Source organism: Actinoplanes sp. NPDC051851, assembly GCF_040681165.1.
Taxonomy (GTDB): domain Bacteria; phylum Actinomycetota; class Actinomycetes; order Mycobacteriales; family Micromonosporaceae; genus Actinoplanes.
The window spans coordinates 39,559-51,879 of the sequence record NZ_JBFAYF010000047.1 but is presented as its reverse complement, the minus strand read 5'-3'; the positions used below and the strand labels follow the sequence as shown (position 1 = coordinate 51,879).

Genomic DNA, 12,321 nt, shown 5'->3' with positions numbered 1-12,321 from the left:
ACAGGTCGCGCACGCGGAGAGAGGACAGGTGCCGCTCGTGAAGGTCGGCATTCCCAGCGAGGTGAAGAACAACGAGTTCCGGGTCGCGATCACGCCCTCGGGTGTCTTCGAATTCGCCCGCGCGGGGCACGAGGTCTTCGTGCAGGCGGGTGCCGGACTCGGTTCATCGATCACGGACGGTGACTACAAGGCTGCCGGAGCGACGGTTCTCTCCGGGGCCGACGCGGTGTGGGACGCGGCCGATCTGATCCTCAAGGTGAAGGAACCGGTCGCCAGCGAGTACCACCGGATGCGGGCCGGGCACGTGCTCTTCACCTACCTGCACCTCGCCGCGTCCCGGGAGTGCCTGGACGCGATGCTGGAGCGCCGGGTCACCGGGATCGCGTACGAGACGGTCGAGCTCCCGGACCGCTCCCTGCCGCTGCTGGCGCCGATGTCCGAGGTGGCCGGCCGGCTGGCGCCGCAGGTGGGCGCGTACCACCTGATGCGGCAGGGCGGCGGGCGCGGCGTGCTGATGGGCGGGGTGCCGGGCGTCTACGCGGCCAAGGTGGTGGTGATCGGCGCCGGGGTCTCCGGGATGAACGCGGCCACCATCGCGCTCGGCATGCAGTCCGAGGTGCTGCTGCTCGACAAGAACGTCTCCCGGCTGCGGGCGGCGGACGCGGACTACCGCGGGCACCTGCAGACCGTCGCGTCGAACGCGTACGAGATCGAGCGCGCCGTCCTCGACGCCGACCTGGTGATCGGCGCGGTGCTGGTGCCCGGGGCGAAGGCGCCCACGCTGATCTCGAACGAGGTGGTGTCCCGGATGAAGCCGGGCAGCGTGCTGGTGGACATCTCGATCGACCAGGGCGGCTGCTTCGAGGCGTCCCGGGCGACCACGCACGACGATCCGACGTACCGGGTGCACGGCTCGATGTTCTACTGCGTCGCGAACATGCCCGGGGCGGTGCCGCACACCAGCACCTACGCGCTCACCAACGTCACCCTGCCGTACGCTCTGGAACTGGCCAACCGCGGCTGGCGTGACGCGCTGCGGGCCGATCGGGCGCTCGCGGCCGGGTTGAACACCTACGACGGGCGCGTCGTCTACGGCCCGGTGGCGGAGGCGCACGGGCTGCGGCCGATACCCCTGACGGAGGTCCTGAGCTGAGTCTCGACCGGGCGATAACGGCGTACCTGGATCATCTCGGGGTGGAGCGCGGCCTGTCCGGCAACACCCTCGCCTCCTACCGGCGCGATCTGGACCGGTACGCCGGTCACCTGGCCGAGGCGGGCGTCGGCGATCTGGCCGAGGTCCGGGCGGCGCACGTCACCGGGCATCTCGCGGCGCTGCGCGACGGAGGCCTGGCCTCCTCCTCGGCGGCGCGGGCGATCAGCGCGGTCCGCGGCCTGCACCGGTTCGCCGCCCGGGAGCGCCTGGTCGCGCAGGACGTGGCCGCCGCCGTCCGCCCGCCGAGCCCGCCGCGGCGGCTGCCCAAGGCGCTCGACGTGGACCAGGTCACCCGCCTGCTCGCGGTGCCGGGTGAGGACACCGCGCTGGGGCTGCGGGACCGGGCGCTGCTGGAGTTCCTCTACGGGACCGGGGCGCGGATCTCCGAGGCGGTCGGCGCGGACATCGACGATCTCCAGCTCGAGGTGGACGCGGCCGCGCTCCTGCGGGGCAAGGGCGGGCGGACCCGGCTGGTCCCGGTGGGCGGTTACGCGCGGGCCGCGCTCGACGCCTACCTGGTACGCGCGAGGCCCGAGTTGGCGTCATCCGGACGGGGGACCCCGGCGATCTTCCTGAACGCGAGGGGCGGTCGCCTCTCCCGGCAGAGTGCCTGGACCGTGCTCCAGAAGTGCGCCGCGACGGCCGGTCTGCCGAGCGTGAGCCCGCACACCCTGCGTCACTCGTACGCCACGCATCTGTTGGACGGCGGGGCGGACGTTCGGGTGGTGCAAGAACTGCTCGGGCACGCCTCGGTCACCACGACGCAGGTGTATACCCTGGTGACCGTCGAACGCCTCCGGGAGGTGTACGCGACCGCTCACCCGCGCGCTCGTTGAGAACTGTGCATCCGTAGGCGCGACACGCCGAACGGGTGACCCCGGGGATGCGGCGCGTGTGGCGTACAGTCGGGCATCGGGCTCCGGCTGCGGGTCGGGAGGGGGCGAAGAAGCATGTCAGGGAACGGCGACCGGGCGGAGGCCTGGACCTCCGCGCTCCGGGACCAGCAGAACTCGCTCGACCTCGGTGCCGACCTGGGCCCGGCCGACCCCACGGCGTACACGATGCGCCGGCCGATCCCCGAGCCGATGCCGACCGACCGGCACGGCCCCGCGCGGATCATCGCCCTGGCGAACCAGAAGGGCGGCGTCGGCAAGACGACCACCACGATCAACCTGGGTGCCGCCCTGGCCGAGTACGGGCGGAAGGTGCTGCTCGTCGACTTCGACCCGCAGGGCGCCTGCTCGGTCGGCCTCGGGGTGAACCCGCACAACCTCGACCTGAGCGTCTACAACCTGCTGATGCAGGACGACGTCGCCACCGAGGACGTGATCATCAAGACCGATGTCGCCGGGCTGCACCTGCTGCCGGCCAACATCGACCTCTCCGCGGCCGAGATCCAGCTGGTCAACGAGGTGGCCCGGGAGATGGCCCTGGCCCGGGCGCTGCGCTCGGTCCGCAAGGAGTACGACTTCATCCTGATCGACTGCCAGCCCTCGCTGGGCCTGCTGGCGATCAACGCGCTGACCATCGCACACGGCGTGCTCATCCCGCTGGAGTGCGAGTTCTTCTCGCTGCGCGGCGTGGCCCTGCTGCTCGACACGATCGACAAGGTCCGCGAGCGGCTCAACTTCGACCTCGAGCTCGAGGGCATCCTGGCGACCATGTACGACTCCCGCACCACCCACTGCCGCCAGGTGCTGCAGCGCGTGGTCGAGGCGTTCGGCGACAAGGTGTACCAGACGGTGATCACGAAGACGGTGAAGTTCCCGGAGTCGACCGTGGCGGGCGCGCCGATCACTACGCTGGACCCTGCGTCCTCCGGTGCGCGCAACTATCGTCAGCTCGCTCGTGAGGTCATCGCCGCGAAGGCCGAACGAGGGTAAGGTCCCGACTCCGTGCTCTTCGCGCTCGGCGATCCGGTCGCGTTCGTCTGTCTGGTCGCCTCGTTCCTGCTCGCCCTGCTGCTCCGCGCCGTGGCGATCCGGTTCACCGCGCGCACGGTCGGGCTCTCCGAGCGCCGCGAGTCCATGCTGCCCCGGTTGCGCGAGGACGTCGACCCGTTCGGCGGGGTGGCCGCCGCGATCGGCGGGATGGGCTGGGGACGCCAGCTGACCGTGGACGACGTGCCCCGCTGGCGGGGCCGGGGACGGGCGGCGGCGGTCTTCGCGGCCGGGCCGGTCTTCTGCATCCTCGCCGGTGAGCTGGTCCTCGCCGGGTACGCTCTCGCCTTCGACGACACCGCGGTGCTCAGCGCGCTGACCCTCGGCGACGTGCTGCACGGCGTCGGCTACCTCCCGTACGCCGAGCAGATCGTGCTCTCGTTCGGCGTCGGCCTGCTCGCCTTCGGCCTGCTGGCACTGATCCCGATCCCGCCGCTGGACGGGTTCGGCGTGCTCTGGTACGCCCTGCGCCGCCCCGGTCCAGGCATGGCCTGGATGCGCCTCTGGTTCGAGGACAAGAACGTCGGCGTGCTGATCCTGCTGGTGCTGAGCATCTTCCCGACCAGCTACCCGATCCTCCTCCAGATCCTCGACGTCCTCGGCGTGCTCTTCCTGCGCGTCTGGAGCTGATCCGCCGCACCATCGGGCGGGGGATTCCGGACCGGGTATCCGACATCAGCCGATTGGTGTAACGTTCCGCTGTCTTGCGATGACCCTACGGGGGTGGCGGATTATGGGTTCTGCCGATGCCACGGTCGCCGGCCTCTGCTTCGGTTGCGGCGGTGGGCTGCCCGGTGGTCATGCGGTGTGCCCGTGGTGCGGCGCGCCGGTCGTGCTCGACCGGCCTCCCGCGCCTCCGGCGGCGGTTCCCCCACCCACCTCGGGTCCCTCCCTGACCTTCGGTTCCGCCGCTTCGGAGGTACGCCCACCGCGCTCCCGCCGTCCGGGACTGATCACCGTCGCGGTGCTGGCCGTCCTCGTGCTCGTGGCCGGAGCGGTCGGCGGCGTTCGCCTGCTGACCGAGAGGTCGCCCGAGTCGGCGGTGGCGGACTACTTCGGCGCGCTCGGTGACGGGGACGCCGTCGCGGCGTTGCAGCTCGTCGACGGCGGCGGCAGCGTCGACCCGGCCGGCTTCCCGCTGCTCACCGACGCGGCGTTGCGGGATCGCGGGCACCGCCCGTCGGACGCCTCGGTCGGCGAGGCCACCGAGGTCGGCACCCTCGACGCCCGGCCGGCCTGGCAGGTCGGGGTGACGTTCCGGGCCGGCGGTCAGGAGATCCGGCAGACCCTCGTGGTCAGCCGCACCGACGAGGGCGACTACCTGCTGAACTCCCCGTTCGTCACGGTCGCGGTGAGCGACCTGCGCGGCCGGGCGATCACCGTCAACGGCGCCGACCTGGGCTCGCTGGAGCACTCGATGGTCGCCTTCCCGGGCTCGTACGAGGCGGTCGCGGTGGGGAACGCGCTGCTCGGCGAGGCGCGGGCGTCCGCCGTGCCGCAGGCCTCCGGGCAGGGCTGGCTCGCCGTCTTCAACTTCGGCACCCCGCAGCTGGCACCCGGCGCCGAGGATCAGATCCGGACCCAGGTGCGCACCCGGCTCGACCAGTGCGCCACCAGCACCCAGGCGCAGACCACCGGCTGCCCGTTCGGCCTCACCGTCTGGGGCACCGGTGTCACGGTGAAGTGGACGATCTCGGCGTACCCCGGGGTGCGGGTGCTGCCCGGCGCGAACGGCTGGTACACCGGCAACGGCGTGCAGATCACTGACGACGGTGCCGGCAAGGTCGACTGGAGTGCCGAGTACACCGACTTCACCGGGGCCGTGAAGAAGGAGAGCGGGGACGCGTCGTTCCGTTTCGTCGGCAGCGCGTCCGTCTCCGGTTCCGGCATCGAGATCTCGCTGGTCTGATTCCCCTTCTTGGAGGTTCCTCATGAGCACACCACCGGGGCAGTTCGCCGCCGTGGGCCCGGGCAGCGGTGACGTGGCGTACCGGATGCAGGGTCTGCGGCACGGCCCGGTGGAGATCTCCCTCGACGAGGCGGTCTCGCTCCGGACGCTGCTGCGCCTCTGGGTCCAGGCCGCCGTCGCCGCGTTCGTGGTCTGGGCGTTCTTCCTCTTCCTGGCCCTGTTCGTGGTCCTCTTCGCCGGCGCCGACGGCTACGATCCCACGATCGGCGGCGGCTTCCTGGCCTTCCTGATCTTCTGGGTGGTCCTGCTCGCCTCCCGGGTCGAGGAGCCGATCACCGAGTGGAAGGCGCTGATCGAGGACCGTTACGCCACCGCCGACTCGGTCTACGCCGCCGTGTACGGCACCCTGCGACGGCGCGGCGTTCCGGTCGACGCCACCGCGGTCCGCATCCGCAGCGACCTGTTGGCGAGCGAGGCGATCAACAACCGTCTGGTCATCACCGACGGCGCCTATCAGATCAACATCACCATCTTCCCGTACGGCAGCGGGCTCTACCTCGGCTGGACGATGCGCCGCACCCGCCGCGGCGTGATCCTGATCGGTCACTTCCTCCGGGACCTGGCCGCCGGGATGACCGGCCGGACTCCGGCGATCACCGAGCTGCTGCAGGTCGAGCGCGTCCGGGCGATGCGCGAGGCGGTGCACGCCGCGGTGCGCGAGGGCGCCGACGTGGCGATCCAGGGCGTCTCGGTCCCGCTGGCCGCCACGTTCGGCGGCGAGGTCCCGGTCCACGACTTCCGCACCGCCACCGCTCCGCCCCCGGGCGCCCCGGGTGCGCCGGGTGTGCCGGGAGTGCCGGGTGCGCCGGGTGCTCCGGGAGTGCCGGGAGTGCCGGGTGCTCCGGGAGTGCCGCCGGAGTTCGCGTACCAGCAGCAGGCCGCCTACCAGCCCCCGCCGCCGCCCGGCCCGGTCCCGCCGCCCGCTGCCCCTGCTCCCGCCGCGCCTGTTCCCGCTGCTGCCGCGCCGGCTCCCAGCGCGCCCGCTCCGGCCTCGTCCGAGCAGGCGGCTCCCGGATCGGCTGCGCCGAACACGGCACCGCCGTCGCCGGGCGCCCCGGTCTCCGGTCCGCCCGCCTGACGGGCCACCTGTTCACCTCGGCGTGGTAGCCGCCCGGATTACGGCGGTTCCGGGCTGAAAGGGATATGCGGCCGGGCGCCGAAGTGAGCGTATATGGGCCTCCGGGCGTGGCTTGTCCGTTCCTTATCGGCCTTCCCGGGGAAACGGATGGTAAACATCTCAAAGACCGAAGGCCAATGACGATTCACCGATTGGCCATTAGTGTCGAAAGCATTGCTGGTCCGTCCGCCGAAAGGAGGCCTTCATGGCCAAGAAGTCGAAGAAGGACAAGAAGGACAAGGGCAAGAAGAAGAGCAAGAAGAAGTGATCTTCCGGGCCGTCATGCTGCGAGTGTGGCGGCCCGGGTCATTTTCGGACAGCCGATCTCCATAAAGGCACAGATCAATATCAAGGCGCTTTTCCGGTACGCCCGGAAACGCGTCCGGTGAGGAGTGGGAGCAACCGGCCGCGATCTTCGACGTTGGTAGGGACGAGAGCTGTCCCGGCGACGACGTGGAGGACGACAGCGTGAGCCCGGAGCAGCTGACGGCCGGTATGGACTACGGTCGGCACGTGGTTGAAGAGCCTGCCCCGCCGGCGCCCGGCGACCTGGTTCCCGTCCCGGACGCGGAACCCGTCTCCGATGATGCGGCCGTGGCGCTCGCCGAGGAGCCCGATTCCGGAAGGTTCCGGGTCAAGCTCGCCAACTTCGAGGGGCCGTTCGACCTGCTGCTGCAGCTGATCGGCAAGCACAAGCTGGACGTCACCGAGGTGGCGCTGCACCAGGTCACCGACGACTTCATCGCGTACATCCGGGCGATGGGCGACGACTGGGACCTCGACGAGACGAGCGAGTTCCTGCTGGTCGCGGCGACGTTGCTGGACCTCAAGGCGGCCCGGCTGCTGCCCGCGGCCGAGGTCGAGGACGAGGAGGACCTGGCGCTGCTGGAGGCGCGGGACCTGCTCTTCGCCCGGCTGCTGCAGTACAAGGCGTTCAAGGAGGCCGCCGCGGCGATCGCCGGCTACGAAGCGGCCGGGTCGCGCCGCTGGCCACGGATGGTGACGCTGGAGGCGCGGTACGCGGACGCGCTGCCGGAGCTGGTCCTCGGGATCGGGCCGCAGCGGCTGTTCAAGCTGGCGCTCAAGCAGTTCACCCCGAAGCCCGGCCCGCCCCAGGTCTCGATCGCGCACATCCACATGGTGCGGGTCAGCGTCCGGGAGCACGCGAACCTGCTGCGCGACCGGCTCCGTCGCGCCGGGACGACCACGTTCAGCCTGATCACCGCGGACTGCGAGAACACCCTGGAGGTGGTGGCCCGGTTCCTGGCGCTGCTGGAGCTCTACCGCGAGGGCCTGATCGACTTCGAGCAGCCGGTCTCGCTGGACGAGCTGACGGTGCGCTGGATCGGCGGGGACGACGCCGGCGGGGAACTGGAGATCGACGACTACGAGGGCACCCGGCCGGACCCCGAGGAGGCGGCCGATCAGCCCGCCGGGGACGCACTGGACGACGAGGACGCGGCCGATCAGCCCGCCGGGGACGCGCCGGACGACGAGGGGGCCGCCCTGCCCGACGGGGACCCCGCCGATGATGGGGCATACGGGGGTACCGGTTCGGACGAACTCGGCCCGGACGGCCTTGACGCGCCGGCGCCCGGTGGTGATCTTGGCGTGGGTGATGAGGCGGGGCCGGCGGGGGAGCCGGTGTCTCTGGAGGAGAGATCGTGAGCAGCGAGGAGCGTCCCGAGTCCCTGGCGGCACAGGCGAGGGCGTGGGTGCCACCGTGGGAACGCAACCGGGAGCCGGACCGGGCATACCAGGAGGCCGCGGAAACCGAGGCCGTCGAAACCGGGGCCGTGGAAACCGGGGCCGTGGAAGCCGAGTCGGGGCCCACGGAGACGAGCGCTGCGGAGGCGGGTGTCGCGGGGGCGGCGGGTGGGTCGGTCGTCGAGGCGGTGGATGCTCCGCGGGCGCTGCCCGGTGAGGAGGAGCCGGAGCCGACCGAGGTCGAGCCCGAGCCGGAGATGCCGCTGCCCGACGCCGTCGAGGAGGCCGAGCCGGAGGAGGATCCCGACGGCGACGGCGTCCCGGTCGACATGCCGGTCCACCCGGAGACCGACACCGCCGACCAGTCCGCGGCCTACCTGAGCGGCGTCGGGGACACGCTCGCCGCGCTCATTCCGCCGGATGAATCGGAGATGTCCGAGGAAAAGCCTCCAGAACCGGTACCGGTCGTGGTCGCGGTGCCGGCGGTCGTGGTCGCGGTGCCGGCGCAGGCCAAGGGGCCCCGCGAGGGCGGTGACGCGGCCGGGGGAGCGGCCGAGCGTACTGAGAAAGCTCTTGATGATGTGGAGCTGGCGGCGGCGCTCGAAGCGATCATGCTGGTGGTCGACGAGCCGACCGCGGAGCTGCAGCTGGCGCAGGTGCTGGAGCAGCCGGTGGAGCGGGTGGCGCGGATGCTCGACGACATCTCGGCGCGGTACACCGCCGCGGGGCACGGCTTCGACCTGCGGCGGGTGGCGGGCGGCTGGCGGCTCTACACCCGGCCGGAGTACGCGGCCTACGTCGAGCGGTTCGTGCTGGACGGGCAGTCGGTGCGGCTCACCCAGGCGGCACTGGAGACACTCGCCGTGGTCGCCTACAAGCAGCCGGTCACCAGGTCCCGCATCTCGGCCATCCGCGGTGTGAACTGTGACGGTGTGATGCGTACGCTGGTCACTCGCGGCCTCATCGAGGAATGTGGCACCGAGCCGGAAACCGGGGCATACCTGTACCGGACGACGGTCCTCTTCCTCGAGAAGCTCGGCCTCAACTCGGTCGATCAGTTGCCGCCGCTCGCCCCGTTCCTGCCCGACGATGTGGAAGAAGTACTCGATGCCTCAGGCTGACACCGCCGAACGCCTCCAGAAAGTCCTGGCGGCGGCCGGTGTTGGATCCCGGCGCGCCTGCGAAGACCTGATCTTCCGGAAGCGCGTCATGGTGAACGGAAAGGTCGCCAAGCTCGGCGACAAGGTGGACCCGGCCACGGCCGAGATCTACGTCGACGGATCGCGGGTGATCACGAACACCAAGCTGGTCTACGTCGCGCTGAACAAGCCGCGTGGCGTGGTCTCCAGCCTCGACGACGAGAAGGGGCGCACCGAGCTCGCCGACTTCCTCGACGTCAACTTCGAGCAGCGGCTCTTCCACGTGGGGCGGCTCGACGCCGACTCCGAGGGCCTGCTGCTGCTCACCAACGACGGGACGCTCGCGCACAAGCTGATGCACCCGTCGTACGGCGTCTCGAAGACCTACCTCGCCGAGGTGATGGGCCCGCTGCCGCGTACCGTGGGGCGCCGCCTGCAGTCCGGTGTCGAGTTGGAGGACGGCCCGGCCCAGGTCGACGGCTTTCGGCTGGTCGACGCGATCGGCAAGACCGCGCAGGTGGAGATCACCCTGCACGAGGGGCGCAAGCACATCGTCCGGCGGATGATGGACGAGGTCGGGCACCCGGTCACCCGGCTGATCCGTACCGCGGTGGGCCCGATCCGCCTGGGCGACCTGCGCCCCGGCGGCTTCCGTCACCTGGCGAACGCCGAGGTCGCGGCCCTCTTCAAGGCCGTCGGCGACGAGGACTAGCCCGTGTCTCGGAAGCCGGCCGAGCGCGGGACAGAGGCGAGGCACGGCTGACGGTCAGCCGTGGCGGAGACGGGCGGCGGTGCGCAGGAGCGGGCCGAGCGTGCCGGTGAGGGCGGCCATCCGGCGCGGGCGGGAGAGCACCGCCGGCCGGGTGCGGACGCACTGCATCAGCACGTCGACCGCCCGCTCCGTGGTGATTTTGAACGGGGTGACCGGGGACTTCGCCATCTTGGTGTCGACGAAACCGAACCGGACGGCGGTCACCGCCACCCCGCGCGGCCGTAGCGCCGCGTCCAGCCCGAGCAGGTAGGACGTCATCCCGGCCTTGGACGCGGCGTAGGCCGGGGCGTCCGCGGAGAGCACCGCGTCGGCCATGCTGGAGAGGCCGATCACGTGCCCGCGCCCGGCGGCGACCATGCCCGGCACGACCGCCTCGACGGTCCGGGCCAGGCCGAGCAGGTTGACCTCGAAGGTCCGGGTCTGACCGGCGAGCGCGAGCCCGGGGCCGAGGAGCTCGCCGATGCCGGCGGCGTAGACGCAGAGATCCACGTCGCCCACCCCGGCGAGCACCCGGGCGAGCAGCGCGGGGAACTCCGGCGAGGCCACGTCGGCGGTGTGCGCGACACCGGCCGGAGCGGGCCGCCGAGAGACGCCGGTCACCGTCCACCCGGCGCCGAGCAGCCGGTGGGTGAGGGCGAGCCCGATGCCGTCGCTGTTTCCCACGATCAACGCGTGCATGGGCGTGGATCCTGCCAGAGCCGGTTCCGGCCGCCAGGATGTGGCCATGAGCGAATCGACGATCGACGTTCCGGCGGGCCTGCGGGAGAGGCACGCGCTGAACTTCGGCGGCACCACAGCGGCGTGGCTCGACGCGCTGCCGGGGCTGATCGCCGCGCTGCTGGAGCGCTGGGACCTGACGCCGGACGGCACGGCCTCGCACGGGAACGTGGCGATGGTGCTGCCGGTCCGCCGGCCGGACGGCGGACCGGCGGTGCTGAAGCTCCAGCCGGTCGACGAGGAGACGGTGGGTGAGCCGGTCGCGCTCCGGGCCTGGTACGGGTACGGCGCCGTCACTCTCCTGAACCACGACCCGGTGACCGGCTCGATGCTGCTGGAACGGCTGGACGCGGCCCGGAGCCTGGCCGCGGTCCCGGACGTGACGACCGCCCTGCGCACGCTGAGCGGGGTGCTCGCCCGTCTGCACGAGGTGCCCGCCCCGGACGGCGTCCGCCGGCTGGCCGAGATGACGCCGCGGCTGCTGGACCGGGTGCCCCGCGGCCTCACCCTGCTCACCGGCCCCGGTGACCGGGACGTCGTCCGGGACTGCGCCGCGGCGCTCCGCGAGGTGCTGCCGGAGCCCGGCGACCGGCTGCTCCACTGGGACCTGCACTACGAGAACGTGCTGGCGAGCGTGGCCGGGGAGGGGTGGCTGGCGATCGACCCGAAGCCGCTCGCCGGGGACCCGGGATTCGACCTGCTCCCGGCCCTGCACAACCGCTGGGAGGCGGCCGGCGGCGTACCCGGCGTGCTGCGGCGCTTCGACCTGATGACCGAGGTGCTCGGGCTGGACCGGCCCCGGGCGGCACGGTGGACGCTGGTCCGGGTGCTGCAGAACGTGCTCTGGGCGGCCGAGGCGGGCGCCGGGTCGTGGAGCGCCGGCCCGGACCGGCTGATCGCGGAGACGCTGCGCGACCGGCGGTGCTGAGGCCCACCACAGTTTCGGGGCGCTGTCCGGCGAATCCCGGAAATCTGAGCGTCGGTCTGGAAAAACCCTCTGAAAGGGCTATATGGCCGCAATATGCCACCCAGCCGGAAAAGCGGTGATCAGCTGTGGGGGTCCATCGGGGCATCGACAGAAGGGTCAGACATGAACAGGACTCACGGCCTGCTCGCCGTCGGCATCGGGCTGGCGGCCGGCGCCGTTCTCGGGGCCGGTGCCGCCCAGGCCGCGCCCGCCGGTGGGGACGCCGTCGCCCGCGCGCAGGCGCCCGCCTACGACTTCCCGACCCGGGCGGAGTGCAAGACCGTGGGCGCGTCCGGCCAGCGCGCCAAACTCTGGAAGATCTACAAGTGCGTGCCGTGGGACGGCGCCTTCGTGCTGACCGTCGATGCCCAGTCGGCCACCCCGCCGGACAAGGGCACCAAGGGCACGAAGAGTACGAAGAGTACGAAGAGCACGAGGAGCACGAGGAGCACCAAGAGCACCAGGGGCGGCAAGCCGTCCACGGCCAGGCCGGCGTCGTCGGACGACCAGCGGGGCGGCACCCGTAGCGTGGGGCAGCCGACCCGGGCGAACCGTCCCGCCGCGTCGAGTGGCGACCCGGCGAGCACCACGCCGTCCCGGACCGAGCCGGCCGGGACCGGGATGTTCGATCCGTTCGCCGGGACGGGCTTCCCGGCCTTCCCTGCGTTCCCGGCCTTCCCGGGTGTGCCGGCGCTTCCCTCGATCCAGTCGCCGGCCTCCTCCCCCTTCGGCAACGGCTTCCCGTTCGGTCCGGCCACGCGCTGACCGCCGGGCTCGGAA

Annotated in this window: 12 protein-coding genes; 11 read left to right on the top strand and 1 reads right to left on the bottom strand. The window is 71.8% G+C overall.

Going from position 1 to position 12,321, the window contains the following annotated elements; all coding sequences use genetic code 11:
• The first annotated feature begins 37 nt into the window (after positions 1 to 37).
• From ald to AB0M08_RS34360, 9 genes are all read left to right on the top strand, one after another.
• Positions 38 to 1,153, top strand: a complete 1,116-nt coding sequence (gene ald / locus AB0M08_RS34400) for an alanine dehydrogenase (protein ID WP_364502700.1) — start codon at positions 38 to 40, stop codon at positions 1,151 to 1,153.
• Positions 1,150 to 2,049: a site-specific tyrosine recombinase XerD gene (gene xerD, locus AB0M08_RS34395; RefSeq protein WP_364502697.1), complete on the top strand. Its 900-nt coding sequence runs from the start codon at positions 1,150 to 1,152 to the stop codon at positions 2,047 to 2,049. Before ald ends, xerD begins: the two co-directional genes overlap by 4 nt.
• Positions 2,050 to 2,163: 114 nt before the next feature.
• Positions 2,164 to 3,096 carry an AAA family ATPase gene (locus AB0M08_RS34390; protein WP_364502611.1) on the top strand — a complete coding sequence of 311 codons (933 nt, stop codon included), beginning with the start codon at positions 2,164 to 2,166 and terminating at the stop codon, positions 3,094 to 3,096.
• 12 nt (positions 3,097 to 3,108) lie between these two features.
• The gene (locus AB0M08_RS34385; RefSeq protein ID WP_364502609.1) at positions 3,109 to 3,783 is read left to right on the top strand and encodes a hypothetical protein; all 675 of its coding nucleotides are present in this window, start codon (positions 3,109 to 3,111) and stop codon (positions 3,781 to 3,783) included.
• 103 nt (positions 3,784 to 3,886) lie between these two features.
• Positions 3,887 to 5,062: a hypothetical protein gene (locus tag AB0M08_RS34380; protein WP_364502606.1), complete on the top strand. Its 1,176-nt coding sequence runs from the start codon at positions 3,887 to 3,889 to the stop codon at positions 5,060 to 5,062.
• Positions 5,063 to 5,084: 22 nt separating this feature from the next.
• The gene (locus tag AB0M08_RS34375) at positions 5,085 to 6,200 is read left to right on the top strand and encodes an adhesin (RefSeq protein WP_364502603.1); all 1,116 of its coding nucleotides are present in this window, start codon (positions 5,085 to 5,087) and stop codon (positions 6,198 to 6,200) included.
• A 534-nt stretch (positions 6,201 to 6,734) separates the two neighbouring features.
• Positions 6,735 to 7,907 carry a segregation/condensation protein A gene (locus AB0M08_RS34370; RefSeq protein WP_364502694.1) on the top strand — a complete coding sequence of 391 codons (1,173 nt, stop codon included), beginning with the start codon at positions 6,735 to 6,737 and terminating at the stop codon, positions 7,905 to 7,907.
• A gap of 296 nt (positions 7,908 to 8,203) precedes the next feature.
• Entirely contained in the window at positions 8,204 to 9,067 is an 864-nt protein-coding gene (scpB, locus tag AB0M08_RS34365; protein WP_364502691.1) for an SMC-Scp complex subunit ScpB, read from the top strand.
• Entirely contained in the window at positions 9,036 to 9,797 is a 762-nt protein-coding gene (locus AB0M08_RS34360; protein ID WP_364502600.1) for a pseudouridine synthase, read from the top strand. Before scpB ends, AB0M08_RS34360 begins: the two co-directional genes overlap by 32 nt.
• Before the next feature lie 54 nt (positions 9,798 to 9,851).
• Here AB0M08_RS34360 and AB0M08_RS34355 read toward each other — a convergent pair whose 3' ends face one another.
• Positions 9,852 to 10,535 carry an SDR family NAD(P)-dependent oxidoreductase gene (locus tag AB0M08_RS34355; protein ID WP_364502598.1) on the bottom strand — a complete coding sequence of 228 codons (684 nt, stop codon included), beginning with the start codon at positions 10,533 to 10,535 and terminating at the stop codon, positions 9,852 to 9,854.
• 46 nt (positions 10,536 to 10,581) lie between these two features.
• On the opposite strand from AB0M08_RS34355, the gene AB0M08_RS34350 reads away from it, so the two are divergent.
• A complete protein-coding gene (locus tag AB0M08_RS34350) occupies positions 10,582 to 11,502 on the top strand; it encodes an aminoglycoside phosphotransferase family protein (protein ID WP_364502595.1) in 921 nt (306 codons plus the stop codon).
• A 162-nt stretch (positions 11,503 to 11,664) separates the two neighbouring features.
• Positions 11,665 to 12,306, top strand: coding sequence for a hypothetical protein (locus AB0M08_RS34345; protein ID WP_364502592.1), 642 nt, complete (start codon positions 11,665 to 11,667; stop codon positions 12,304 to 12,306).
• Positions 12,307 to 12,321 lie beyond the last annotated feature (15 nt).